25 protein-coding genes and 1 tRNA gene are annotated in these 25,357 nt (G+C 40.7%); 1 reads left to right on the plus strand and 25 read right to left on the minus strand.

Going from position 1 to position 25,357, the window contains the following annotated elements:
* Positions 1-12: 12 nt before the first annotated feature.
* The 14 genes from QL989_RS06005 to QL989_RS06070 all read right to left on the minus strand — a co-directional run bounded on the left by QL989_RS06005 (position 13) and on the right by QL989_RS06070 (position 13,474).
* A complete protein-coding gene (locus tag QL989_RS06005; RefSeq protein WP_290169023.1) occupies positions 13-507 on the minus strand; it encodes a hypothetical protein in 495 nt (164 codons plus the stop codon).
* The gene (locus QL989_RS06010; protein WP_290169025.1) at positions 504-1,082 is read right to left on the minus strand and encodes a GspMb/PilO family protein; all 579 of its coding nucleotides are present in this window, start codon (positions 1,080-1,082) and stop codon (positions 504-506) included. The genes QL989_RS06005 and QL989_RS06010 overlap by 4 nt, the downstream gene beginning before the upstream one ends.
* 2 nt (positions 1,083-1,084) lie before the next feature.
* Positions 1,085-2,236, minus strand: coding sequence for a hypothetical protein (locus QL989_RS06015; RefSeq protein ID WP_290169027.1), 1,152 nt, complete (start codon positions 2,234-2,236; stop codon positions 1,085-1,087).
* A gap of 8 nt (positions 2,237-2,244) precedes the next feature.
* Entirely contained in the window at positions 2,245-3,099 is an 855-nt protein-coding gene (locus QL989_RS06020; RefSeq protein ID WP_290169029.1) for a type II secretion system protein GspK, read from the minus strand.
* Entirely contained in the window at positions 3,099-3,782 is a 684-nt protein-coding gene (locus QL989_RS06025) for a prepilin-type N-terminal cleavage/methylation domain-containing protein (RefSeq protein WP_290169031.1), read from the minus strand. The genes QL989_RS06020 and QL989_RS06025 overlap by 1 nt, the downstream gene beginning before the upstream one ends.
* On the minus strand, positions 3,772-4,203 hold the full coding sequence (locus QL989_RS06030) for a prepilin-type N-terminal cleavage/methylation domain-containing protein (protein ID WP_290169033.1): 432 nt from the start codon (positions 4,201-4,203) through the stop codon (positions 3,772-3,774). Before QL989_RS06030 ends, QL989_RS06025 begins: the two co-directional genes overlap by 11 nt.
* Positions 4,190-4,603 (minus strand): type II secretion system protein, encoded by a 414-nt coding sequence (locus QL989_RS06035; RefSeq protein ID WP_290169035.1) that lies wholly within the window; start codon positions 4,601-4,603, stop codon positions 4,190-4,192. Before QL989_RS06035 ends, QL989_RS06030 begins: the two co-directional genes overlap by 14 nt.
* On the minus strand, positions 4,604-5,806 hold the full coding sequence (locus tag QL989_RS06040) for a type II secretion system F family protein (protein ID WP_290169037.1): 1,203 nt from the start codon (positions 5,804-5,806) through the stop codon (positions 4,604-4,606).
* Positions 5,806-7,455 carry a GspE/PulE family protein gene (locus tag QL989_RS06045; protein ID WP_290169039.1) on the minus strand — a complete coding sequence of 550 codons (1,650 nt, stop codon included), beginning with the start codon at positions 7,453-7,455 and terminating at the stop codon, positions 5,806-5,808. Before QL989_RS06045 ends, QL989_RS06040 begins: the two co-directional genes overlap by 1 nt.
* A complete protein-coding gene (gene gspG, locus QL989_RS06050; RefSeq protein WP_290169040.1) occupies positions 7,455-7,850 on the minus strand; it encodes a type II secretion system major pseudopilin GspG in 396 nt (131 codons plus the stop codon). Before gspG ends, QL989_RS06045 begins: the two co-directional genes overlap by 1 nt.
* A gap of 10 nt (positions 7,851-7,860) precedes the next feature.
* A complete protein-coding gene (gene wecA / locus QL989_RS06055; RefSeq protein WP_290169042.1) occupies positions 7,861-8,922 on the minus strand; it encodes a UDP-N-acetylglucosamine--undecaprenyl-phosphate N-acetylglucosaminephosphotransferase in 1,062 nt (353 codons plus the stop codon).
* Positions 8,923-8,959: 37 nt separating this feature from the next.
* Positions 8,960-11,674, minus strand: a complete 2,715-nt coding sequence (locus tag QL989_RS06060; RefSeq protein WP_290169044.1) for an SLBB domain-containing protein — start codon at positions 11,672-11,674, stop codon at positions 8,960-8,962.
* A gap of 105 nt (positions 11,675-11,779) precedes the next feature.
* Positions 11,780-12,562 carry a DUF481 domain-containing protein gene (locus QL989_RS06065; RefSeq protein ID WP_290169046.1) on the minus strand — a complete coding sequence of 261 codons (783 nt, stop codon included), beginning with the start codon at positions 12,560-12,562 and terminating at the stop codon, positions 11,780-11,782.
* A 93-nt stretch (positions 12,563-12,655) separates the two neighbouring features.
* Positions 12,656-13,474 (minus strand): mechanosensitive ion channel domain-containing protein, encoded by an 819-nt coding sequence (locus tag QL989_RS06070; protein ID WP_138570731.1) that lies wholly within the window; start codon positions 13,472-13,474, stop codon positions 12,656-12,658.
* A 290-nt stretch (positions 13,475-13,764) separates the two neighbouring features.
* On the opposite strand from QL989_RS06070, the gene QL989_RS06075 reads away from it, so the two are divergent.
* Positions 13,765-13,840 (plus strand) — tRNA-His (locus QL989_RS06075).
* A 342-nt stretch (positions 13,841-14,182) separates the two neighbouring features.
* Here the strand turns inward: QL989_RS06075 and QL989_RS06080 are convergent.
* The 11 genes from QL989_RS06080 to QL989_RS06130 all read right to left on the minus strand — a co-directional run bounded on the left by QL989_RS06080 (position 14,183) and on the right by QL989_RS06130 (position 25,348).
* Positions 14,183-15,724: a PAS domain-containing methyl-accepting chemotaxis protein gene (locus QL989_RS06080; protein ID WP_290169048.1), complete on the minus strand. Its 1,542-nt coding sequence runs from the start codon at positions 15,722-15,724 to the stop codon at positions 14,183-14,185.
* Between the two features lie 473 nt (positions 15,725-16,197).
* Positions 16,198-17,625, minus strand: a complete 1,428-nt coding sequence (locus tag QL989_RS06085; protein ID WP_290169049.1) for an NAD-dependent succinate-semialdehyde dehydrogenase — start codon at positions 17,623-17,625, stop codon at positions 16,198-16,200.
* 259 nt (positions 17,626-17,884) lie between these two features.
* Positions 17,885-18,223, minus strand: coding sequence for an ISC system 2Fe-2S type ferredoxin (fdx, locus tag QL989_RS06090; protein WP_008113929.1), 339 nt, complete (start codon positions 18,221-18,223; stop codon positions 17,885-17,887).
* Between the two features lie 11 nt (positions 18,224-18,234).
* Positions 18,235-20,097, minus strand: coding sequence for a Fe-S protein assembly chaperone HscA (hscA, locus tag QL989_RS06095; RefSeq protein ID WP_290169051.1), 1,863 nt, complete (start codon positions 20,095-20,097; stop codon positions 18,235-18,237).
* A gap of 42 nt (positions 20,098-20,139) precedes the next feature.
* A complete protein-coding gene (gene hscB / locus QL989_RS06100; RefSeq protein ID WP_138623799.1) occupies positions 20,140-20,667 on the minus strand; it encodes a co-chaperone HscB in 528 nt (175 codons plus the stop codon).
* A gap of 86 nt (positions 20,668-20,753) precedes the next feature.
* Complete coding sequence (iscA, locus tag QL989_RS06105) at positions 20,754-21,077, minus strand: iron-sulfur cluster assembly protein IscA (protein WP_008113924.1); 324 nt, start codon at positions 21,075-21,077, stop codon at positions 20,754-20,756.
* Positions 21,078-21,086: 9 nt separating this feature from the next.
* Positions 21,087-21,470 (minus strand): Fe-S cluster assembly scaffold IscU, encoded by a 384-nt coding sequence (gene iscU, locus QL989_RS06110; RefSeq protein ID WP_008113923.1) that lies wholly within the window; start codon positions 21,468-21,470, stop codon positions 21,087-21,089.
* A gap of 40 nt (positions 21,471-21,510) precedes the next feature.
* Positions 21,511-22,728 (minus strand): IscS subfamily cysteine desulfurase, encoded by a 1,218-nt coding sequence (locus QL989_RS06115; RefSeq protein ID WP_008113922.1) that lies wholly within the window; start codon positions 22,726-22,728, stop codon positions 21,511-21,513.
* A 24-nt stretch (positions 22,729-22,752) separates the two neighbouring features.
* Positions 22,753-23,244, minus strand: coding sequence for a Fe-S cluster assembly transcriptional regulator IscR (gene iscR, locus QL989_RS06120; protein WP_008113921.1), 492 nt, complete (start codon positions 23,242-23,244; stop codon positions 22,753-22,755).
* A gap of 181 nt (positions 23,245-23,425) precedes the next feature.
* Positions 23,426-24,151, minus strand: coding sequence for a tRNA (cytosine(32)/uridine(32)-2'-O)-methyltransferase TrmJ (trmJ, locus tag QL989_RS06125; protein ID WP_290169057.1), 726 nt, complete (start codon positions 24,149-24,151; stop codon positions 23,426-23,428).
* A 441-nt stretch (positions 24,152-24,592) separates the two neighbouring features.
* Positions 24,593-25,348 (minus strand): class I SAM-dependent methyltransferase, encoded by a 756-nt coding sequence (locus tag QL989_RS06130; protein WP_290169058.1) that lies wholly within the window; start codon positions 25,346-25,348, stop codon positions 24,593-24,595.
* Positions 25,349-25,357: the final 9 nt, after the last annotated feature.

The raw sequence follows: 25,357 nt of genomic DNA on the forward strand, positions 1-25,357 counted from the left end.
ATAGTCGCGTAGTTAACCACGTTGGTACATTACCAAGGTAATTTGCTGCTTATTTTTGCTCAGTGCAACTTGCGTGTTTGACAATATAGTCAGGGTGTACCCTGCTACGCTTTGCGAGCTAGTATATTTTACCAACTGCGTTTGCTGAGTGTTTATATTTGTTTGCTCAATAAGGGCGTAGGGTGTAGTTGTATAAATCACTGCTTTTAACTTTAACTCTAAATCACCTGCAAACACACTAAGCAGTTCGCCAGCTTGTGCAGCTTGCTTAGCGGCACTTAGCCCTTGTTCTGTTTCTGTGGCGGGTTCAGGCTGGTCGTAATTACTAAATAAACCCGTTAACTGCTGCTTTGCATTTTGTGAAAGCAAGGGCAAGGGCTGTACATTACTAGTTTGCGAATTAAAGCTATTGTTTGCTTGTGGTTCACCTTGTACAAAACGGCTGGTAAAGTCGCTAATAAGTACAAGTAACACTAGGGCAATTACAGCTAATATTAGTTTGTTCATTGCGCCCCCCCTGTACTCGGTGCTTGGTGCATATAAAAAGCTAGCTCTAAGGAGCCGCTCATATTACCAAGTCCGTCGCTTTTCTGCCCTTTTAAATTTATATTTAAACTTTTAAGTTCAGCTTTAGGCGTTTTGCTTTCGAGTAATGTAATGAAGTTAATAAAGTCGCGCATTTTACCTTTTAAGTTTAACCGTAACTGGTGGCGTATTAACTGGTTGCTGGCAACAGTTATACTGGGTAACCAACTACTGGTGTTAATTTGCAGCTGATTATTGGCAATAGTTTGCTCTATTTGTTGCTGCATGGCTAACTTAAATTCGCTTTCGCGTTGATAGTCAACAAATAGGCTATTAACAGCCTTTAGCTGAGCATTAATAGTTTGCTGAGCTTGGTTAATTTGGCTTTGGTTAACAATAACATTTTGCGATTTAACTGCCCGTTTTTGTAAGTTAGCTAATTGCGCTAATTGGCTATTTTGCCAGTCGAATAACGGCACAATTAAAAACTTCAGCGCTATTAATATAACAAGCGCCCCTAAAGCTAACTGATGTTTTGGCTGTTTTAAATCAAACATGATTATTTAGCCTCGCTTTTTGTGTTAGGCATTTGGGGGGTACTTTGATCTTGCAAGGTATTTAAGGTAAAGCTAATTACAAAGCTTTCGCCGCGGCGCTCTTTACGTGAGGGGTAGTCAAATTTAGCGTTATTAGTTCGTGGGTTATTGATTATAATTTGCAAAGCATCGGTAGCCTTATCTGCAGTTCCGCGAATAATATAGCGGTTATCTTCAAAACGTATATTACTAAGCTCTACGGTGGTCACTAATTGTTGTAATACAAAAAATAACGAGCTGGCTAGTCGTTGGTTTTGGGTAAAACCTTGTAGTACGTTCAATTGCTCGTTAGTGGCTTCAAATTGTTCAAGGGTGTTTAAGGCTTGGTTTACGCTGCTTTTGTTTTGCGCTAACTGTGTTTGTACCTTATGAGTTTTATACCCTAAATAAGCACTGGTTAAACCACCATACAGCGCGCATAAAGCAACAACAATTAGGCTCGTTTTTTTAATTAATGCTTTATTAATTACTGACGTTGGCGGGGTAAAAAAAGTAACGATCTGTTTTATAGATTGTTGTTTAAGCCCGGCAATTAACGCTTGTGCGTAATTGGTCGGCTCTTCAATATTTATAATGCGCTTGCAAGGCACGCCAAACATACTAGCAAAACGCTCTGGGCTACTAATGAGTGGGCTTGCCAATGCTGAGTATACGCTTTGCTGATGCTTTGTTACATACATGGCGGCAAAAGCGCGTGCACTTATTACTTGATCTGCCGTTAGAGTATTACTAAGTAATAGAGTTTCTGGCAAGTTTAACCACGCAGCGGGTAGAGGTAAAAATCGCCAGTAAGTTACTTTACTTTGGTCGCTCCCTTGGCTGTTAATAATATAAGCATTGTAACTATGCTGTTCGTTATCAGCACTTTGGTTGTTCATTTTTATTATGCTTGCCAGTTCTTTTTTATTTGTGACTGGATATTGCTCACTGTGCTCTGTGTAATGTTTACGCCCTACAATTTGCAGTAAAGGAGTATTTTTTTGCTCCCCTTCAGTTAGCTGTAAGGTAAATTGCTGCTGAGCATTTAACACTAAGTTATACGGCTTATCGCTGTAGTAAACTACATTGTTGCAAAGCCATTTTTTTATCCATATTGTGAGTTTAGTTTTGATCATTAAATACTCTACTGCGCCTTAACTGCCACTATGTTAACTACAGGGTTGCCTGTTGGTTGCAAATGATAATAAATTTCTTTTTGTATGCGTGCTTCGCCCACTTGTGCATTTAACGTTACTTTAAATAAATTAGACGGATATAAAATAATATCGTCGCTTTCGTTAAAGCCTGTAACTTGTGCAAACTCTCGTACGGTGAGTTGTTTTGCACTGCGCAGCATAATAACATGGCTTGCTACATCTTTTGCTAATAACGCATTTAACAGCGAATTTGGCGCCGTCATGGGGTTAAACGCCCCTTTTTTATACTGCGTTGTATTTGCCCGTAAAGCATTTAATTGTGCTGGTGCTAGCCCTAAATGTATTAGCTCTGCTATGTCGTGTATGGCAGCATGACGCGCTGTTATGTTATTAGGCAGGGAGTCGGTGCGCCCATCTAACTGCTGCCACTGTATAATTTGCCGCGACATTAACTGCGCATCATAATCATTTAGGCCGCTGTAGGTCAATAGCTGGGTTAAGCGTTGTTTGTTAGGGTAATGTAAGTTAAGTAAGCCACGCAAGTCTTGTATTGCAACGCTCACTTGTGGGTTATAACTAAACTCTTCACCGTGAAAGTTCCATTTATTAATCAATGTTTGGTTTTGTGAGTTTTGAGTTTGCTCTGGATCTTTTTGCTCAGTGAGTAACGCATACAGTATATTGGCCTGTGCATTTTGCAGCTCAATATAGGCTTGTGCTTTATCGACCATAAGCGTGGCATTATGTACTTGCTGACGCGCCGATTGAGTAAAGTATAAAGCAAGAATTGAAAGCACAGCCACAATTAGCAATACCTGTACTAGGGCAATACCACGCTGCATCAAAAGTCACCTGTTTGTATATAATTGCCATACCATGTGTTTGACTTTGTATCTAATTGGCTATAAAAAATCAAAGACTGTTGATTTTTAAGCAATGTTACTTTTATTTTTTGTGGCGTGAGTTGTTGGTCTAGTCCTGAATATTTGCTCTGCCACACAGGTTCAGCACCAGATGTTTGCAATGCCATTTGATCAAGGTTTTTCCAGCCGAAGTAAGTTATATTTACCTCATCTAAATTAGTAAGTAATGTTTTTTTATAGGTAAATTCTATATTTTGCTCTGAATTAATAAGTAATAGCTCGCTACCAGATACCGCTTGATAAACCAGATCATACTTACCATTTTTGTTTTGCACTGCGGTTAAACGAAATATTTCTGGGTGCTGGGTATCAATAAGGCCACGTTTGGTCATAGCCAATAAGCTTTTATCGTCACCTACAAAAAACATTTCTGGGCGACCTTTGTTATTTTTAATTAAATAAGGCTCAACACTATCAAGCGTTGCTTGTAACAAATACACCGCTTTAGTTTGCGCTATGTTTTGCTCAAAACTACCCAGCTCTTTATTCCATCGCGATGCTAATTGCATATACACGTAGTTGCCAGTAAACATAAGCATCGAAAGCAAAGTAACCGATATTAGCAGCTCAATAAGCGTAAAGCCGTGTTGTTTACGCATCATGCCAGCTCACTTCGTTAAAGGTATAATTTTTTACTATGCCATGGCTATTTAGGGTTAGAGTGACTTGCCAAAGTTTAAATTGGGTTTTTGATGCGGCGTTTTCGCCAAATTCTAGCACCATAACTTCATCGGTCACTTTTTTGCTTTGTTGCACATTGGCTTGCCAAGTGTAGGTGCTTTGCCACATGCTGCCTTGGCCATTTAGTTGTGTTTGCTGCGGGCTTGCACTTTGCACTTGTTGCTTTATTTGGCTCAGCAGTGCGGGAACATTCGCGACTATATTAACGTGGTTGCTGGCTTTTTCGCTAGATATGAACGCTCCCCGATAAATAAGCGATACGGCGCCCATTGCCATAAATAATATGATAGTGGCAACCAGTAATTCTATTAATGTAAATCCGCTTTGGTTATTGTTTTTCACTATTAGGCTCTAATGAAATAGTAAGGGGTTCCCCTCTAAAATGACCACTTATTTGTGCTGGGGTAACAAATCCATTGGCGTTAAAATCAACTCTTTGCTGAGTAAAGTTAAGCGACGCCAACTCTTTTGTTTTAACGAGCTCGTTACTGGGTATTTTATACAAGTTTAATGTATTGCCATACAGCTCTAACGAGTAGCTCTGCTGTTTTATAAACGCTTGAAAGCCAATATTTTTAATCCACTTTGTGGTGTTTAACAGCTCTGTTTTAGCCTCTGTTTTATCAACCGCTTTAATCGATATAGGGGCTACAACACTTAACAGTAAACTTACGATACTTAATACAATAATAAGTTCAATTAGGGTGAACCCTTTACTAAACTTAAAACTCATTGAGTGCATTTAAAAACCTACATCGTTTAGCGATATCATACTCATAAGCATAACCACAACAATGCCTCCTACAAAGCCCCCCATAAATAAAATCATCAACGGCTCTATGAGCGCGGTCATGTTGTCGGTCCAGGTTTCAAAATCTTGTCGTGAGCGGTTGGCTATTTCTTCAAATACGATATCGAGATTGCCCGATTCTTCACCCACCTCTAATAAGGATATATAAAATGGCGGATATAACGAAGTTTGCTGTAGCGTTGGTGTTAATTGGCTACCGCGCTTTACTTTTTTTCGGGCTATGTTCATTTCATGGTTTAAAACATGGTTTTTTATGTTACCCGCAGAAAGCTCAAGTGCTTGGTCGATAGGCACTCCCGCTTTTAACATTAAACTTAAGCCGCTATTAAAACGAATTCGTTCTACAGTAATTGTCGCGTTAGCGATTACGGGTAACTTTAATGCCGATTTATGCCACCATTTTAAAAAGCGGGGCTTTTTTGACGCCCATATTATCGCTGGTACGATACCAATAACCCCAATAGCAAGCAGCCCTTGATATTGATTCATCCAATCGCTAATAGAAAGCATAAGTTGGGTGTACCATGGCATAGTTTCTAGTTGGCTAAACATGTCGGCCATTTTGGGAATAATAAAATTAAATATAAAAAATATACTTAACACACATACAAATAAAATAACGCAGGGGTAAGTTAACGAGCCTATAATTTTACGTTGTAGCTCGCGCTTAAATTTTAGATCTTTTGCGAGGCCCGCAAATATCTCACTTAAGTTACCTGAGGCCTCACCAAGCTCAATTAAGTTACAATATAAATTATCAAATACGTCGGGGTGCGCTCGGCATGCTTGTGATAAATTGCTGCCCTTTTTTATGCTGTTGCTTATATCGGCTAGCATTTTAGCTAGTGCAGGCTTGGCTTTAGTGCGCCTAATTATATCTAGCCCACGGTCAATTCTAACGCCAGTGGCTAATAATAAGCTTAGCTCTGCAGTTAAAAACTCAAGATCTGAGAGTGAAATTTTATTATTAAAACTTAAACTTAGCGCATGCTGCTTTTGCTCTTCTTTAATCTCAAAAACAAGTAGCTTTTGTGCTTTTAGTTTTGTGATAGCCTCTTGCTGATCCTGCGCTTCGACTTGACCGTCTGACTTTGCACCTGAGCTATCGTATGCTTTATAATTAAAGAGTGGCATTACCCTGCAACCCTAATAACTTCAGCTATGGTTGTTTGCCCTAGTACCGCTTTATATAAGCCATCTTCTAAGAGCGTTCGCCTGTTTAAGCTTTGGTTGTGTAGCTTGGCTTTAGGGATAAAGTCGGCGTTTTTAGGCATCGCTTTTATTTCGCTGTCGCAGCGTAAGTATTCGGTTACCGCCATCCGGCCTTTATAACCTGTTTGACTACAATGCTCACAACCTGCACCACGTTTTAACTCTATACTTGGTAAATTAAAGCGTTTAGCAAAATTGCTTAGGTCGTATTTCTCAATCAGTGCTTGTGCGCTTGGCTCTGGTTCAGCGCAATGGTCACATATTTTACGAGCTAAACGCTGTGCAACTATAGAAACAAGTGCCGCATTCAGTAAAAACTCCTCAACACCTAAATCCAGTAAACGCGTATAAGCACTTGCGGCATCGTTAGTGTGTACGGTACTAAACACTAAATGCCCCGTAAGCGCTGATTGTAATGCTATTTGTGCGGTTTCTTTATCGCGTATTTCACCAAGCATAATTACATCAGGATCTTGACGTACCACTGAGCGAAGACCAGCTGAAAAGTCAAAGCCTATATCGCTATTAACTTGCACTTGGTTGATGCCTGGTAATTGGTATTCAACAGGATCTTCTAAGGTAATTATTTTTACATCGTCGTTATTGAGTGCATTTAAAAACGTATAGAGAGTGGTTGTTTTACCAGAGCCTGTTGGGCCTGTTAGTAACACCACTCCCGATGTGGTTTTTATATCATCCAAGATTAATTCGTTTATATCACTCGATAATCCCAGCACTGACATGTCGTAGCGAACGTTTTCTTTGCGTAAAAAACGCATTACCACTGATTCGCCATCATTAAGTGGCAAAGCAGATACACGAATATCAATTTCTTGGTTGGCAATTTTCATTTCTATTTTGCCGTCTTGCGGGCGGCGCTTTTCGGCTATATCCATACCCGACAGAATTTTCAACCGTGTGATTATAGGTAGCTGTTTTCTGGCTGATATTGTTTCAGCTTCATGAAGCACACCGTCAACACGAAAGCGTGCTCTGTAGCGCCCTTTATAAGGCTCTAAGTGCATATCTGATGCACCTTGACGCAATGCCCGGCTAATTAGCGAGTTGAGTAAGTTTACCGTTGGCGCTTCTGTGGCCAGCTCTTTAAGACGCTCTTCCTCATCGAGAGGATTGTCATCTAGAAGATCTGTGGTTGGTTCTTCATACTTTGAAATAAGTAACTGAATATCAACTTCATTAGCTATGAATAATGTGTACTCTTGGTTGTTTTTAATTAACCATTCGTTCATCACTTGGTTAAGCGGATCTTTGCAGGCAAATTCTATATGTTCACCCTGCTTACTCAGTGGCACCCAGCTTTGTGCTAAAAAAACATCAAGTGCAGGCTTTTCAATCGCAGCAGGTTCAAAATTAGCATATTGCTCATTTGAAAATAGCGGGATCTCTAAATATTCACTCAGTAATTGTGAAACTTGGTCCTCTGGTAGGCTTCCCATGTTTACAAGAATTTGTTCAAGTCGACCGCTGTATTTAGCTTGGTAACTTATCGCTCTTTGGAGATCTTGCGCATCAACGCTAAATTTATTTAGCAGTAAGTCATGTAGTTGCATTATAGGTGAATGATATCCGCGTTATTATCTGTACCACCTTCTTTACCATCACTACCGTATGACTTTAAGGTATATGGGTTACCTTCAGTGCCCGGAGTTTTATAAACATATGGGTTTCCCCAAGGGTCAAGTGGTACATCTTTTGGTAAGTACGGGCCATCCCAACGAGGTTCGTCGCCTTGACGAAGTTGAGACAATTCGGTTGGGTACTTCCCTAAATCTAAGCGGTACGTATCAATAGCTGTTTCAAATGACGACATTTGTGCTGCCGCTATTTTACGTTCAGAAGAACTTAACTTTGAGAAAAACTTAGGCGCAACTAACGACATTAACAAACCTAAAATAACGATGACGACTAATAACTCCATCATTGTAAAACCACTATTTTTTTTCATAATTCTCTCTTTAATGCTTATTGTTTTTTCTGCGTAAAAATCTTGCCACTTTCCAACAGTGTTGAAGTGCTAATGCATAAAGCACAAAAACAACTATAAATAGAGCTAACATTACCCATTCTGGAACTTGTAAAATCTCACCAAAAATACCGATTGAGCTCATCACAATTGCAAACGTTAATATCACGCTAAGCGCTCTACGTGGGCTAAAGCCTACTCTCATAAATATATGGTGTAAATGGTCTCTGTCTGCATGAAAAGGCGACATCCCTTTTCGTGTTCGGCGAATAATAATAGCCATCATGTCCATGAGTGGTACCGCAATTATCCACAACGCGGTCACCGGTCTAAAAGCGGGCTCACTCGCTTGAGTGCTCACCATTAAGAACCATATAACGCTAAGCCCAATAAACATTGAGCCTGCATCACCCATGAATATTTTTTTGTTTTTGTGCCCTTTAAGCCCTAAATTAAATGCTAAATAGGGCGCAACGGTAGCAACAATGATAAGCGGTAAGTATGCAAATGCATAATTTCCGCTCATCAGCATCAGCACAAATACCGAGAGTAAAGTTAGTATACTCAGCGAACCAGCTAAGCCATCTATACCATCTATCATGTTAAATGCATTGATACAGGCAATTACGCTGACAATAGTAAAAATGATCCCAAACCAGCTCAGGTTCACGTCTCCAAATGAAAATAAATCGCCTAGGTTATGTATATAAACATCACTGCCCCATATCATAACAAGCGCAACAATGACCTGAATACATATGCGAATTTTCACACCTAATTGACGATAATCATCTACTACACCCAAAATGACAATTGCGCCAGCACATATAAGGTAACTTACAACTTCTGTAGTTAACGGGTAAAACGCTAAAACAGAAATAAATACAGCTAAAAATATTGAGAGCCCACCAATAAGTGGTATGGCTCCGTCATGTTGCTTACGATTGCACGGGGTATCGACAAGCCCAAACTTAACGGCTAAAGGCGTAATAGCAAATATCACTGCATACGAAAAGCCAAATGCAAAAGCAAGCATAATAAATTCAAAAATCATAACGAAGACCCAATGTCTCTCAAAGTATATTTCATGTTTATAGTGAGCTAATAGCAGCCAACGCAACACCCATTTGGTAAAGGATTTGAGTTGCTGTGCTCCATAATGTTAAGTTATCTACATGTTCGGTATTTAGTGGCACTACAATTGTATCACCAGGGCTCAACTCTTCAGCTTTATTTGCCGCAAACCACGACCCTTGATCAGGAATTGTAACTAAACCACTGGCTTTAATTATGTAAATTCTCTCTTCGTCTGCACGCTGTTTAAAGCCACCACTTCTGTTTATATAATCATCAAGTGATAATCCAGCCTTGTAAATATGGGATGTAGAAAAGTTAACCTCTCCGACTACACTAATGCTATTACTTTTAGTAGGTATATAAAGCACATCTTGGTCTTGAAGCGGTAAGTGCTGCTGACCTTGTTCAATAGCAGGTAAATCTATAACAAGCCTGCCTACTGCTTTAACTTTTGCTAAATCTGTAATCAAACTATCCATATCTTTGTAACTCAAAGATGAGTCGGTTATTGAGCTGTTAAAACTTTTAGCTGCAATATCGCGTCTTAAGTCTTCAGATAGTTTATTTAATTGCTGCTGCTCTTGGAATCGGATTGACTCGCGAGTAAAAATGGCACCTTCAGGATATGAGAACTCCGTAAAACCACCGGCTCGCTCAAGTACTTTAGTTAAGTCTTCACCTTTGCGGATACTGTATATACCAGGGAATCTAACCTCACCTACAATTTCAATTTGTAAATCTTTTTGCCAATTTGGTATCGGGTAGATGCTAATTGAATCTTTACTTTGTATTGCAAACTTTTCATTATCATTGCTTGTAAGCGCTTCATTTAAGTCTACTTCTACATGATCAAGTAAGCTTTTGTGCTCATTGCTATAACGAGTAATTTCAGCTTTTTCAAGGAATGTTGACTCTTTTAATCCGCCCGCTGCTAATACTGCTTTTTTCACGGTCGCATTTATAGGAAGAGGGTAAACGCCGTCAAAACGAACTTCCCCGCGAATACCAAATATTTTAACTTGGCTCGAGTAGCTAGATTGCTGGTTTAATTTTGCAATAATAGGACGTAATAGCTTTTCTCGACTGAATACAGCATAGTCGCTTTCTTTAAGCTCTTCTTCTTTGCTATTTAGGAAGTCAGTAATGTTAGTGATTTTTTTACTTTCTTCTGCTGCTAGCTGCTCTGCTAGCTCTTTTTCTAACGCACCACCTAAGTCTATAAATTCATAGAATTGCTTTTCTTCGTATTGTTCCCAGAGCTTCATTCGCTCTCTTAATTCTAATTGCTCTTTTGTTATAGCGAGTGTTTTTAAGGCTGCCTCTTCATCATCTTTAGTTTGAAAGCGGCTAAAAATTACAACTATATCTCTGGCTTTGAGCTCTAAGTCACTTTTTACGTTGTTTTGTGAGGCTTCTAAGGGTGAAAACTGGTGTACTTCTATGTCACCTTTTTGATTAACTTCTCTAACAATCAATCCGTATTCATAATCAGCAGTAGGTAATAAATCACTTTTAACTGAAGTGAAAAGTCGACTAACTTTATCCCCCTCTTTCCAAGAATAATTACCTGGATACGTTACTGCACCGATTAAAGTAACTGCATTATCAAGCTCATCGCTCGATGCTGGTACTTTAATAGTATCGCCATTTTTAGGTGAATATTGAGAGTTTTTAGTTATATCAAGCTGTAAAATCGTTTTTGAACTATTACCTGTGTAACGTTCTACGATGGTTTTTTGTGGGTAAGCTTGGGCAGTCAATCCGCCAGCCATAGCAATGACTTCATCTAAACTTTCTGACCCCTGTAGTTCAAAAATAGCTGGACGGCGAACTTCGCCACTGATTGTTACTTGCTTACCAACTGGCGGAATAAAAACAACATCACCCGGTTTTAAGATCACATCATCAGAACTGTCGCCTTCAATTAATAGATCATAGAGATCCAGAGTTTGAATTGTTTTGCCAGCTCGCTTTAATTGAATATTACGCAACGAACCTATATCAGAAAGCCCACCACTAACAAACAGCGCGTGAGTTATTGATGAAAGTGAGGGAATGGTATAAGCGCCAGGTTTGTATGCTTCACCCAAAACCATTACTCTAATTGTTCTGGTTTCGCCCATTGAAACAAATGCTCTAACACCAATCATTTCTTGTTCAACTTTTTGTTGGATCAGCTCAACGACTTGGTTGTATTGCATACCTGCAACGTTTACAGGCTGAAGTTTGTCAATAACAAGGCGGCCCTCTCTATCAACTGTAACCTCTCCATTAAAGGACTCTTTACCATACAAGTTTAGTGTAAATGTATCACCAGGACCCACCATATAAGTACTTGGGACTAATGCATTTTCAGAGGGTGCAAAGGTTGTTGGCTCACCAGAGAAAAGTTCGTAGCCAAACGGCTTTATTTCTTCTTCTTTAGGTTTGAATTTTTCTTCATCGGTTAATTCCTCAGAATCTTTTTCATCTAAATCTCGAGGTAATATAGAAGATGAATTTTTATTGCTACCTTCATCATCGGATGATTCACCATCTGTCGAAAAACCCAGTGCGTCTAAACTAATTCCATACTTTTCAGCAAGCGCTTTTTGTTGTGATTTTGGTAGCTTCTGAAATTGCTCTAATTGCTGCTCTGTAGGTGCAACACCTTGACTACTTCCTTGCGCAAATGATGACGAAGCGAATACTAATAATAGCAGTACCGCAAAAAGTTTAATTAACTTCACAAAGTGTCCTTCCAGTAAAATAAAGATAGCCGCGGCATACTACACCATTTTATAAGTAAAAAAAATGGGTAAGCACGCTTACCCATTATTATACTTTTAGTATAGTTAAAAACTGTAAACAAGTGTTAATGAAGTCTCTGTATCTGTTGCTTCTTTGTCATCAGCCACGTCTGAATTGTTGGTGATGTTGTAGGCAACTTTCATTTGCAGTGAGCCGTTAATTTTAGTCAGCAGTGCGGTTTCAGAGCGGGTTTTGGTATTAGTATCACCGTATTCTACCGACACTAACTGAGTAAAACGCGCGTTGTCTGAAATTTTCCAGCTAAAATCTACTTTACCTAAGGCAATCACTTCACCTTCGTATTCACCCGCTAATGAGTTGCCGTTTTCATCAACCTCTTCGCTAATATCTGGATACTTAAAATACTTATAACCCGGACCAATTTCAGCGTTTAGCTTCATGTTTGTCTCGTTTAGTAAACGTAAACCATAACCCGCTGAAATAACTGATTCACTTCGGTATGCGCCAAAGTAATCAGATACGTGCGACCCATAAATAAATAAATGAGCATGCTTTTCGTTTAATTTGTAATTACCCTGCGCTGAAATAGAGTACTTTTCGTTAGTACGCTGTTTTTCTTTTGTGCCAGCGTCGTTTTCTACTTCATCTTCTTTGTAGATGCCGTCTAACTTATACTCGTTATTCCAACTTTCTAAGTTATGCAATACTTTAATACCACCTTTTAAGGTCGTTGTTTCGGTATTACCACTGGTAATGATAGCGCCCACTTCACTGGTTACTTCCCAGGTTTTTTGTTCTTCTTCTGATGCAAATGCACTGGTTGTAGCTGAGGCAGCTACTAAAATTGATAAAAGCTTAAGTTTCATTAAAAAATAACCCTGTAAAAATATTCATGCTCTTTAAAGCAGCGCTCACGTTAGCAAACCTAACGTGAGCATTACCTTAATAACTTTTTAAAATTAGTCTTGCTTGTGCAAATGCACATCCATTTGTGGAAATGGAATGGTAATATCAGCGTCGTCTAACGCTATTTTAATGTTTTCCATTAACGACCAGTATGTTGGCCAGTAATCTTCTGAGTTAACCCAAGGGCGTACGATAAAGTTAACGCTTGAATCGGCAAGCTCAGAAACCGATACGTTGTATGCAGGATCTTTTAAAATACGTGATTCGTTATCTAGTACTGATTTAAGTACTTCTTTTGCTTTTCGTAAATCGGCGTCGTAGCCAACACCAATCACAAGATCAACGCGGCGTGTTGATTCACGCGAGTAGTTAATGATTGCATCTGACATTATTTTTGAATTCGGCATTACAATAACTTTGTTGTCAGGAGTGCGCATTTCAGTAGAAAATATTTCGATTTTTTTAATCGTACCAGCTTTACCGCCAGCTTCAACGTAGTCACCAGATTTAAATGGGCGTAGTAAAATAATGAGCACACCAGATGCAAAGTTAGATAGCGACCCTTGCAGTGCTAAGCCAACCGCTAAACCTGCGGCACCTAAAATAGCAATAAATGACGTGGTTTCGATACCAATTTGTGACAGCGCCATTAAAATAGTGGCTGCAAATACAATGGCATACACAATACTAGATACAAACGATGAAACCGCTACATCTACTTTCTTCTTGTCGAATGCTTTAGCGGTTAAATTTGCACAAAACTTGGCAATTCGGCCACCGAGTAAAAATATAACAAGCGCTATAACTGCTTGAATACCATAGTGTAAGATTAAGCCTGAATTTTCATTCAGCCAATTGAGTATTGAATCCATATTAACTCCTGATAGCGTTATTAAGCAGTTTAGCGGTATTGTTTGTAGTATTGTAAATCTTTAATAGGTGTTTGCAACAACGTTTTACTAAAGGGTTAGGGGTTCGGGCTGCCCGTTGCCCGTTGCCCGTTGCCCGTTGCCCGTTGCCCGTTGCCCGTTGCCCGTTGCCCGTTGCCAATAGCTTAAATATAGAATACTTATAATAAGTTTAAATTTTTTTGATTTTTTGCTTCACAAGCATGGGGATATTATGTATTATGCGCGCCACACCAAACAAGGTGTATGTAGTGGCGGTTGTAGCTCAGTTGGTAGAGCCCCGGATTGTGATTCCGGTTGTCGCGGGTTCGAGCCCCGTCAATCGCCCCACTATTTTCTAAACTCCCTCAGTAATGTTCAAAGTTAGCTTCTTAATTATACCTGGCCTTCATAAAACCAAACCTAAAATAAATAATACTAACTCGTCTATTTGCGTAATCTTATTCACATTTTTACTTCTCGTTTGCTTGTATCCTTTAATTCATACTTTTATAAAACTTTGATGCGACATGAAGTCACTGCTAAAGAAATATTACAAATAACACCAGTAGTAGCAGGTTTTCCCCGCACCACACAGCCCGTTGCCCGTATTTGACGCTTTAGGCGCGCTGAGAACATGTTATATTCTCAGCGCCTCATACACTTGGGTATTTGCTGCCCTTGCTTAAGTTGTTAACCTACTTTAAAAGAAAGACCTAGTGATGCTAATGCTTTAGAGTGTTTTTCAATTGCATCAGACTCTGTACCTACACTGTGCGCTTGGGCTAAGTTTTCTGACGAAGCGGTACTAATATTTGAAATATTACGGCTGATTTCTTGTGATACCATGCTTTGCTCTTCTGCTGCGGTTGATATTTGTGTTGCTAAATCAGAAATATCAGTAATTGCAGCATATACTTTTGAGACGATATCTTGGCTATTTCGCGTTTCTTTAACACAAGTCTCTGCCGCGTTTTTACCCGCTTCCATTGTTTTTGACCAATTGAGTAACGTAGATTGCATTTCAGATATAGAGACTTGAATTTGCTCTGTAGCAGTATGCGTTCTACTTGAGAGTGCTCGCACTTCATCAGCAACAACCGAGAACCCTCGACCATGCTCACCAGCACGCGCAGCTTCTATAGCCGCATTAAGTGCAAGTAAATTTGTTTGATCGGCAATCCCTTGTATTTCTTGCATTATGCCACCAATTTTTTCAGCCTCTGTTGCTAGCCCGCTCGCTGAACTTGCCGAGTTATCCACCTCGTTGGCGAGTAACGATACTTCACGCATGGTGCCTGACATTGCTTGCGTTGCGCTTTCGCAGTCTTGGTGAGCTTGCTGAACACGCTGGTTGGTTACTAAGGTATTTTTAGCAACCTCATCAATTGAATGTACCATTTCTTCAACCGCTGACGACACTTGATGTAATTCTGATGCTTCTTTTTCAACACCGGCCTGCGCAGCTTCAGCACAAGTTTTAAGAGAATCAGCACCTTTACTAAGGCTTAAAGTACCATCAATAATACGGCCAACAATGGTCGTTACTTTACCCTCAAGTAATTTAATCTGAAAATCACTGTAGCTGAGGCTATCGCTACCAGAATAAATATGCCGAGATACGCTATCTGGACCTGCTTTGGTTTTTTTGATTGCGCTTTGCGAGCGAATTAATTCTTCGTAAAAAGTAACAAAAGGCAGAGGAACAAACAGCAAACATAACCAGAACATATAGCTTGTTAACCAAGCAATTAAAGCTGCCCCTCCAATAAATAGAGGAAGCTTAAATGCAGCTAATTTTTCACTTAAAGGCGTAATTGATTGACCATTATTTAAACGTTGGTATAGCTTTTCTGCGCGGTTTTTATATTCTGGAAGGAGTTGTTGACGAACTGATTGATAACCTACTTTTTTACCGTTTTCATAAATAGGGGTTACAAAGGCATCAACCCAATAATAACGCCCATCTTTACATCTATTTTTTACCGCTCCTCGCCAAGCGGTATCGCTTTTTAAATTGAACCACATATCCCCAAATGCCGCTGGCGGCATATCAGGATGGCGAACCATGTTATGGTTTTTCCCTGTCAATTCATTAATGGTGTACCCTGAAACTTTACAAAAGTTATCATTTGCATAGGTGATAACGCCTCGTAAATCTGTTGTAGAAACTAACTCTTCGTCAATGCCGAACGAAACTTCCTGGTCTACCGTTGCTTGATTTCTTCTACTCATAGTGGGTGCTTTATTATTTTTTAATGGGTGAATTTGCGGGATGTTAATTTAATAATGTGTAGAACACAATTGTACATTATTACTATATTTCAATAGTTTTGAAACTACTGAAACTTCATTCCACTTACTCACACATAAAAATAAACAACTAAAAAACATGGGGTTACAAAAAATACACATAGTGGAAGAAGAATTGATACTGCATATAGTTGCGCTTTTAAAAAGGATATAAGCAAAATAACATCTAAATAAGAATAGTTTAGACCCTAAAATGGAGAAATACCAAAAACCACTCCTTAAATAGGGGCAAAAAAATGCCACCAAAATGGTGGCATTTACACACGGGGTTATTTCTACTTATAGAAATTCTTTACGTTTTGTTTACTTAAACATTTTTTTGAAAGGTAGCATTTACACCCATTTCAAGCAACTTAAAACGCTAAACGGTTAACTCATCGGAACAGTTTCGGGAGTTAAACCTTGATACATACGTATTTTTCTTCTAGGTATTCATCTAAACCTTGGTGACCACCCTCTCTTCCAAGGCCTGATTGTTTTACCCCACCGAACGGTGCTACAGGGTTTGATATAACCCCCTCATTTACACCTATCATGCCAAACTCTAACCCTTCGCTTACACGATAGATTTGTTTAATGTTTTGGCTATAAAAGTACGCAGCTAACCCATAAGGGACGTCATTAGCAAGCGCAAGGACTTCGCTTTCTTCATTAAATGGGATCACCGTTAATACAGGGCCAAATACTTCTTCGTGATAAATATCCATTTGTGTAGTGACATTAGTAACTATTAATGGGTTTTGAAAGCTGCCACCTAAATTGCTGTTATCACCAATTAGCGTAGCGCCTTTATCGAGAGCGTCTTTAATCAGTTGTTGCACTTTCTCTTTTGCTTTGGGATAAATAAGCGGGCCTATGTCGGCATTTTCTTCAAAGCCGTTTGCCACTTTTAATCCAGCAACCTTTGAGGTTAGCTTGTTGAGCACTTTATCCATAATACTGCGCTGAATAAAGATACGGTTAGCCGCCACACACGCTTGGCCACTATTTCTAAATTTAGCCGCCATTAAGCCATCAATGGCGTCATCAATATCAGCATTATCAAAAATAATGAACGGCGCATTGCCACCTAATTCCATTGAAGTACGCTTTATTGTAGATGCACATTGAGAGAGTAACTGCTTACCTACACCGGTAGAGCCAGTAAAAGTAAACTTACGTACCACCTCTGAGTCTGTCAGCATTTTACCAACCTTTTTGGCATCTTGTGACACAAGCACATTAAATGCGCCTTTAACAAAGCCAGCCTGATCAGCTAAATACGCTAAAGCAATAGCACATAGTGGTGTATGTTCAGAAGGTTTTAAAATGAAACTACAGCCAGCAGCATAAGCAGGGGCTACTTTTCGCGTTACCATAGCCACAGGAAAGTTCCATGGTGTTATACCGGCAACCACGCCAATAGGTTGTTTATAACTGGTTAAGCGATGCTGATTGTCGGTTGCAGGGATCACATCCCCATAGCTACGCTTAGCTTGCTCAGCAAACCACTTAATAAAGCCGGCGCCATAATCTATTTCACCGAGAGATTCTTTAAGCGGCTTACCCTGCTCTTTGGTCATAAGTGTAGCTAGCGTTTGTTTATGTTTAATCACCAACTCATACCAGCGCATCAGAGTTTCACTTCGCTCGGTTGCATTGGTTGCTTTTAATTTTACAAACGCGCCTTTTGCCGCATTAATAGCTGTATTTACACCTTGCTCGTCAATGTCGCTAACTTCAACAATACTTTGTTCGGTGGCGGGATCATTAACACTAAAGCGTGTGCTGGTCTGATAAAATTCACCGTTTATAAACGAGTCTGAAAAAATAAGATCACTCAAAATACACCTCCGAAATGGGTTTTGGGCCTTGGGCTTCGGGCTTCGGGCTTCGGGCTTCGGGACGCGGAATAAATCCGCTGCTACATGTGCGCGGCGTAAAGCCCCGCCTACAGGCTATTTTAATTTACCCGCGCCTCGCAGCCCGTGGCTCGTAACCTTTAACCTTTAAAAAGACGCGAGGTAAACCCGCTGCTACTTATCAAAAAAAAAGCCGCGGTATTAAACAGCGGCTTTTAATATAATAGTCGTTAATTAAAAACTAGTGCTCTTCATTAACGATATTGAGATTGTACTTAGGTATTTCAACCACTAAGTCTTCATCTCTAATAATTGCTTGGCAACCTAAACGTGACTCTGGTTCTAAACCCCAGGCTTTATCTAGCATGTCGTCTTCTAGATCGTCACTTTCATCTAATGAGTCAAAACCTTCACGGATCACTAAGTGACAGGTTGTACATGCACATGATTTTTCACAGGCATGAGGAATGCTAATGCCATTTTTAAGCGCGATATCAAGTACCGTTTCGCCAGCGGGCGCTTCTATTGCAGCACCGTCAGGACACAACTCCGGATGGGGAAGAAAAACAATTTGTGGCATTCTAATCTCTCTTATATATTGTCTACTGACTGGCCTGTTAAGGCTTTTTTAATTGATGCATCCATTCTACGCGCGGCAAAATCACTACTCGCATTGTCCATTTTTTCAATGGCTGCTTTAATTTCGCTTGGCTCTTGTGCACTCTCGCGTACTTTTGCAAGTTCGTTTATTTCCACTTTTAGCGCCGCTAGTTGCTCAGGCTCAAGTAAATCGCCATCAGCTGCTAAAGAGGCTTCCATTGCTTCTATTACACGAAGCGCTTCAACTTGTTGCTCTTTAAGCATACGCGCTTGCATGTCGCCTTTAGCGTTACTCATCGACTCTTTAAGCATATTAGCAACTTGGTCGTCAGACAAACCAAACGACGGTTTTACTTGTATTTCTGCTTGAACACCGGTTGATTTTTCCATGGCTGATACGCTTAGTAAACCATCAGCGTCTACTTTAAAGGTAACGCGAATATGCGCCGCTCCCGCCGCCATAGGTGGAATGCCTTTTAAGCTGAACTTTGCCAGCGATCGACAATCGTCAACCAGTTCACGCTCACCTTGTAATACATGCAACGACATAGCCGTTTGACCATCTTTAAACGTAGTAAATTCTTGCGCACGTGCAACTGGGATAGTGGTATTGCGTGGAATGATTTTTTCAACCAAGCCACCCATGGTCTCAAGTCCTAGCGACAACGGTAACACATCCAGCAATAACATGTCTGAATCTGGCTTGTTACCAATTAATACGTCTGCTTGTAATGCGGCACCCAGAGCAACAACACGATCAGGGTCAATTGAAGTGAGTGGTTGTTTATCAAAAAACTCGCCAACTTGAGTACGTACCAACGGCATGCGGGTTGAACCGCCAACCATCACCACTTGTAGTACTTCTTGGTTTTCAATACCGGCATCTTTTACTGCACGACGACATGAGCGGAGCGTTTTTTTTACCAGTGGCATAGCCAGCTCGTTAAACTTCTCTCGCGTTACTTCAACCATGTATTTTTCATCGTCAAACTCAAGGCCAACATTCACTTTTTCGTATTGGCTGAGTGCTTCTTTACAGGCTTTGGCTTTGTTAATGAATAAACGTAATACCGAAGGAGATAAGCCCGTCACGCCAGTTTCTTGTTTTAAGTAGTCAACTAATAATGAGTCAAAGTCATCACCGCCTAGACTAGAATCGCCACCAGTGGCCAATACTTCAAACACGCCTTTATTTAAGCGCAGTATAGAAATATCAAATGTTCCGCCACCTAAGTCATAAACAGCAATTATGCCTTCTTGACCTGAGTCTAAACCATAAGCAACGGCAGCCGCGGTTGGCTCGTTTAATAAACGCAGTACATTAATGCCGGCTAGTTCAGCCGCATCTTTAGTGCTTTGGCGTTGTGCATCATCAAAATAGGCTGGTACGGTAATAACCGCGCCTAAAATATCTTGATTACCAAAGCTTTGTTCTGCACGTGCTTTCAGGGCACCTAAAATATGGCTTGATGCTTTTACTGGACTGATTTTCCCGGCTTCAGTTGCTATTGAAAGTGCACCGTTATCATCGCAAAATTGATAAGGCAGTTGGCCATAGCTTTGCTCTATTTCGGCTTGGGTTTTACCTAAAAAGCGCTTAACTGAAATAAGTGTATTAACCGGATCGAGTGTAGCTGCTTGCATTGCGTCTGCACCTACGGTTATGCCACCAGCTTGGTAACGCACTACAGACGGCAACATTGCTTCGCCTGACTCATCAGTAATAGTACGAGCTTCGCCGCTTTGTACGGTTGCCACTAATGAGTTTGTGGTACCTAAATCAATACCAATTGCTAGTTTATGTTCATGTGGTGCCGCGCTCTGCCCCGGCTCAGCAATTTGCAATAATGCCATAATGCTCTTTAAACTCGTGTTGCTCGCTTTGCAGCAAGTGAATTAATCGTCAAATAAACTATCTTCAATACGTTCAAGCTCGTCGCGTAACTTATAGACAAACTTTAGCTTACGGATACTGTCTGCTGCTTGTTGATATTGCTGCTCATCGTTACTTGCTAACTGCTCTGCCAATTGCGCACTGTATTGCTGATCAAGCTGCTTTATTTGTTTTTCAAAATGGGCAATAGCAGAATCAGGATCGCTTGCGGTCGCTAACTCTTCAAGTTCTTCTCGAAGCTCCATTTGCTGCATTAAAAACATGGGATCTTGCAATGTTTGCTGCTCAGCGCGAATATCAACGCCTAGCTCGCTCAGCATATATTCTGCACGTTTAACGGGGTGCTTGAGTGTTTGCAGTGCATCATTAATTTCGGCAGTACTTTGTACGGCCATTAATTTATCACGACTGCTAGCATTAGCATGGCGATCAGGGTGAACAGCACGTTGAAGTTCTAAGTAGTGCTTGTTGATCGTTGCTAAATCAATATTGTAGTCAACGGGAATTGCAAATAACTCAAAATAACGCATAACTTCTCACAAATGACAAAGCCCTACATTAATTGGCAGGGCTTAGTTATACCCAAGTAGCTTAGGTATTCAAAACAAGTTTGGGCTTAAACGGTAAAGCTTTCGCCACAACCACACTCATCAGCTTGGTTAGGGTTATTAAATTTAAACCCTTCATTTAAGCCTTCTTTAGTGTAGTCGAGCTCGGTGCCGTCGATATAAACTAAGCTTTTAGCGTCAACAATTAAGGTAACGCCTTTAGCTGCAAATGTTTCATCGTCATCGTTTAGCTCATCAACAAACTCTAATACATAAGCAAGACCTGAACAGCCCGTCGTTTTAATGCCAACTCGCAGGCCTATGCCTTTACCACGGTTTGCTAAAAATGATTGTACGCGGTTTGCTGCCGCATCTGTCAATGTCACTGCCATGAATATCTCTTAGTTTGTATGTTTGCTTTTGTAATCTGCAATTGCTGCTTGAATTGCATCTTCTGCTAAAATTGAACAGTGAATTTTCACTGGTGGTAATTCTAGCTCTGCGCTGATATCGGTGTTTTTGATAGTTGCAGCTTCGTCTAATGTTTTGCCTTTAACCCACTCTGTTACCAGTGAAGATGAAGCAATTGCACTACCACAGCCGTACGTTTTGAATTTTGCATCTTCAATCACGCCTTCTGCTGAAACTTTAATTTGCAGTTTCATTACGTCACCACATGCTGGTGCGCCTACCATACCCGTTGCCACTGACGGATCGTTTTTATCTAGAGCACCTACGTTACGTGGGTTTTCTACGTGGTCGATTACTTTATCACTGTAAGCCATAATTCTATCCTCACTACCTGCTAGGTATGGGCTCCACTAATTAGTGGTGCGCCCATTCAACTGAATCTAAATCAACACCTTCTTGGTGCATTTCCCAAAGAGGAGACATTTCACGTAAACGGCCAATCGAGTTTTTCATTAGCTCAACGGTGTAATCAATCTCTTCTTCTGTGGTAAAGCGGCCAATACTAAAACGAATCGAGCTATGCGCTAATTCGTCGTTGCGGCCTAATGCACGTAATACGTAAGAAGGCTCTAAACTTGCAGATGTACAGGCTGAACCTGACGATACCGCAATATCTTTAACGGCCATTAGTAACGACTCACCTTCAACAAAGTTAAAGCTAATGTTAACAATACCAGGTACTGATTGGTCTTGTGTGCCGTTAAAGTACACTTCGTCCATATCTGTTAAAATGCCGTCGATTAGGCGTTTACGTAACGCACTGATGTGTGCGTGATCTTTTTCAAAATCTTGTTTTGCAATTCTAAATGCTGCGCCCATACCTACTAACTGATGGGTTGCTAATGTACCAGAACGCATACCACGCTCATGGCCGCCACCGTGCATTTGTGCTTCTAAACGTGCACGTGGTTTACGACGAACATACAAAGCACCTACGCCTTTAGGGCCGTATACTTTGTGCGCCGAGAATGACATGAAATCTACTTTGGTTTGTTGCACATCGATTAAAACTTTACCCGCGCTTTGTGCAGCATCTACGTGGAACATAATTTTACGTTCGCGACACATTTCACCAATAGTGTTGATGTCTTGGATTACACCTAGCTCGTTATTTACATGCATGATGCTTACAAGCACAGTGTCGTCACGCATCGTATCTGCTAATTTTTGCAGATCAAGTAGGCCGTTTTCTTCAACGTCCATATAAGTTACTTCAAACCCTTGACGCTCAAGCTCACGACATGTGTCGATAACTGCTTTGTGTTCAGTTTTAGCGGTAATAACATGCTTACCTTTTTTCTTGTAAAACTGAGCCGCACCTTTAATAGCAAGGTTATTTGATTCTGTTGCACCCGATGTGAATACGATTTCACGTGGGTCTGCATTAATTAAATCGGCAATGTCAGTACGTGCTTGGTCAACGACTTCTTCAGCTTGCCAACCAAAACGGTGTGAACGCGATGCTGGATTACCAAAATTACCGTCCATAGTCAGGCACTGCATCATTTCTTTGGCAACTCGTTCGTCAACGGGCGTAGTTGCTGCGTAATCTAAATAAATCGGTAACTTCATTTCTCTCTCCGCTGCAGGTCAACCTTAAAGTTGACAGCTTACTTGAATATTTTCCAACTGCTTAATTGCATCATTAACGCTGTTTTCTTGGCGAAGAGCGACCGCTTTAACGTCCGACTTTTCGACCAGTTCAGCTAAGGTAATATTATTTAAAAATTCTTCAATTCGTGCGCTTAAGTCTGACCACAATGTATGGGTTAAACAACGCATGCCACTTTGACAACCAGTATTGCTTCGCTGACACCGTGTAGCGTCAACAGATTCATCTACCGCATTGATAACATCGCCAACTGAAATCACATCGGCCTCACGTCCTAGTAAATAGCCCCCACCAGGACCTCGAACAGAACTCACTAGCCCATTCTTACGTAAACGGGCAAACAACTGCTCAAGATAAGACAAAGAAATTTCTTGGCGCTGCGAAATATCTGCAAGCGCTACAGGGCCTATATTTGCATGTAGTGCAACATCCAGCATGGCTGTAACGGCGTATCTGCCTTTTGATGTTAACTTCATAACGCCCCCCGCACAAAAGAGTGCAAATTTTAATTACCAGAGTAGATTAGTCAAGTATTCTAGGTTCTAAAAAACTTGTAATACCCGACTGTTTTGGTCAAGTATTGGGTCTATTGTAATTACCTGAGTAATTTAGTCAAGTATTAGTAGAGCAATAAAGGGCGCTATTTATAACTAATTGCTATTTTATAGACTTATTAATTGAGGTAAGAATACCTCGTAATATGTTCATTTCAGCATCTTCAGGGCGAGCACGATTAAACAAGCGACGTAGCTTAGTCATTACCATGCCTGGGTGCTGCTTAATGATGAAGCCTGTTTTAAACAAGGTGTCTTCAAGATGTTCGTAAAACAGCTCTGTTTGTTTAGACGATGGATATAGGGTGTCGTCTTCTTCTTGTTCCGCTTTAGGCTGTTGATTTAAAAACGCCATACGCGTTTCATAACATAAGGTTTGTACTGCCATGGCTAAATTTAGCGAGCTGTATTCTGGGTTAGCAGGAATACATACATGGTAATTACACAGTTGTAATTCTTCGTTTGTTAAGCCACTGTTTTCACGACCAAATACAAGTGCTACAGGGCCATTTACAGCTTCGTCAACAAGCTTTTCACCACATTCACGCGGCTCAACCATAGGCCACGACAATGTACGCGAGCGAGCACTAGTACCGATAGTTAATGCACAATCAGCAATGGCATCGGCAACCGTATCAACGACAACAGCATTACCAAGTACATCTGTAGCACCTGCAGCCAGTGCGCTGGCATGACTATCTATTTCACAAGCAGGATCTACAAGGTATAACTTTGATAATCCCATGGTTTTCATGGCACGTGCCGCAGAACCAATATTGCCAGAATGTGAGGTATTAACTAAAACGATGCGGATATCATCTAAGATCATTACAGTGCTACTTATCGAGTACAAAAAAATTGCGCAAATTCTAGCATGAAAACGCGCTGAGATCCTATATTCAATAGTCGAGATCTAAAAGATCAGTTCGGGTTTCGGGTTTCGGGTTTCGGGTTTCGGGTTTCGGGTTTCGGGTTTCGGGTTTCGGGTTTCGGGTTTCGGCAGGATTGTGTTTGGTATTAATTAAAACGCAATTTGTCATTTATTTATTCATCACCTAACCCTTCAACTCTTGATAGAGCAAATTATAATAGGCAGTTACACAACACTAATTAAACCCTCGGAGCCTTTACCCTATGCGCGGCATAAAACCCCGCCTACAAAATAGTGTGCGCCACCACATCAGCCTTAGTTTACCTCGCACACGTTTTAGGCTCGAAGCCCGTCGCTCGTAGCCCGTTAACCTTTAACCTTTAACCTTTAACCTTTGACCTAAACCATCGCGGCTTTTACATACACATCAAAGCGGTTTTTCTTGGTTTTGATTTGCATACTCGGGGTTTTATCATTTAAAAATGGTGCGTAATCGGGGCGTTTCACTACTACACGCTTACTGGCAAGAGGGTAAGCAAAATCGAGTAAATCATCGGCGTCGGTATCGCCACCTACTAACTCTTGGAATACCCGCATTTCTTTTTTAACCAGTGCTGATTTTTCACGGTGCGGGAACATTGGATCAAGGTAAACCACATCGGGCATGCTGTCACATTGGGCAAGTAAGGTATGGCTTGAGCCAAAGATAAGGCTCATATTTTGCTGCATCCATGGGCCAATTTCACTATCGTTATAAGCACGTTGTAAGCCATCATATAACAGTGCAGCAACCACGGGATGGCGCTCATGTAAAATTACTTTACAGCCTAGTGAGGCTAACACAAAACCATCACGCCCAAGGCCTGCTGTGCCATCAAGTACCACTGGCGTTGCGCCCTTATTAAGGCCAACCGCTTTAGCGATTGATTGCCCTTTACCGCCGCCAAATTTACGCCTATGTGCAACGGCACCAGTTACAAAGTCTACATTAATAGCCCCTAATTTAGGCTCATCAGTTTTATACAGGCTCAGCCCTTTATCATCGTAATGCAAACTAAAACCATGGCTTTGCTCTGCCCATTGAGCAAGCCCAAAGCGTGTTTCTAACTCATTCAAATATGGCCGACACTCTTTAAACGCACACTGTATAACCACTTCACACTC

The sequence above is a fragment of the Pseudoalteromonas sp. APC 3224 genome, assembly GCF_030407535.1.
In the GTDB taxonomy this organism is placed as follows: Bacteria; Pseudomonadota; Gammaproteobacteria; order Enterobacterales; family Alteromonadaceae; genus Pseudoalteromonas.

Bases quoted from the DNA above. Each gene is read 5' to 3' on its own strand.
- QL989_RS06005 (WP_290169023.1), bottom strand. From the start codon at position 507: ATGAACAAACTAATATTAGCTGTAATTGCCCTAGTGTTACTTGTACTT.
- QL989_RS06010 (WP_290169025.1), bottom strand. From the start codon at position 1,082: ATGTTTGATTTAAAACAGCCAAAACATCAGTTAGCTTTAGGGGCGCTT.
- QL989_RS06015 (WP_290169027.1), bottom strand. From the start codon at position 2,236: ATGATCAAAACTAAACTCACAATATGGATAAAAAAATGGCTTTGCAAC.
- QL989_RS06020 (WP_290169029.1), bottom strand. From the start codon at position 3,099: ATGCAGCGTGGTATTGCCCTAGTACAGGTATTGCTAATTGTGGCTGTG.
- QL989_RS06025 (WP_290169031.1), bottom strand. From the start codon at position 3,782: ATGATGCGTAAACAACACGGCTTTACGCTTATTGAGCTGCTAATATCG.
- QL989_RS06035 (WP_290169035.1), bottom strand. From the start codon at position 4,603: ATGCACTCAATGAGTTTTAAGTTTAGTAAAGGGTTCACCCTAATTGAA.
- QL989_RS06040 (WP_290169037.1), bottom strand. From the start codon at position 5,806: ATGCCACTCTTTAATTATAAAGCATACGATAGCTCAGGTGCAAAGTCA.
- QL989_RS06045 (WP_290169039.1), bottom strand. From the start codon at position 7,455: ATGCAACTACATGACTTACTGCTAAATAAATTTAGCGTTGATGCGCAA.
- gspG (WP_290169040.1), bottom strand. From the start codon at position 7,850: ATGAAAAAAAATAGTGGTTTTACAATGATGGAGTTATTAGTCGTCATC.
- wecA (WP_290169042.1), bottom strand. From the start codon at position 8,922: ATGATTTTTGAATTTATTATGCTTGCTTTTGCATTTGGCTTTTCGTAT.
- QL989_RS06065 (WP_290169046.1), bottom strand. From the start codon at position 12,562: ATGAAACTTAAGCTTTTATCAATTTTAGTAGCTGCCTCAGCTACAACC.
- QL989_RS06070 (WP_138570731.1), bottom strand. From the start codon at position 13,474: ATGGATTCAATACTCAATTGGCTGAATGAAAATTCAGGCTTAATCTTA.
- QL989_RS06080 (WP_290169048.1), bottom strand. From the start codon at position 15,724: ATGAGTAGAAGAAATCAAGCAACGGTAGACCAGGAAGTTTCGTTCGGC.
- fdx (WP_008113929.1), bottom strand. From the start codon at position 18,223: ATGCCACAAATTGTTTTTCTTCCCCATCCGGAGTTGTGTCCTGACGGT.
- hscA (WP_290169051.1), bottom strand. From the start codon at position 20,097: ATGGCATTATTGCAAATTGCTGAGCCGGGGCAGAGCGCGGCACCACAT.
- hscB (WP_138623799.1), bottom strand. From the start codon at position 20,667: ATGCGTTATTTTGAGTTATTTGCAATTCCCGTTGACTACAATATTGAT.
- iscA (WP_008113924.1), bottom strand. From the start codon at position 21,077: ATGGCAGTGACATTGACAGATGCGGCAGCAAACCGCGTACAATCATTT.
- iscU (WP_008113923.1), bottom strand. From the start codon at position 21,470: ATGGCTTACAGTGATAAAGTAATCGACCACGTAGAAAACCCACGTAAC.
- QL989_RS06115 (WP_008113922.1), bottom strand. From the start codon at position 22,728: ATGAAGTTACCGATTTATTTAGATTACGCAGCAACTACGCCCGTTGAC.
- iscR (WP_008113921.1), bottom strand. From the start codon at position 23,244: ATGAAGTTAACATCAAAAGGCAGATACGCCGTTACAGCCATGCTGGAT.
- trmJ (WP_290169057.1), bottom strand. From the start codon at position 24,151: ATGATCTTAGATGATATCCGCATCGTTTTAGTTAATACCTCACATTCT.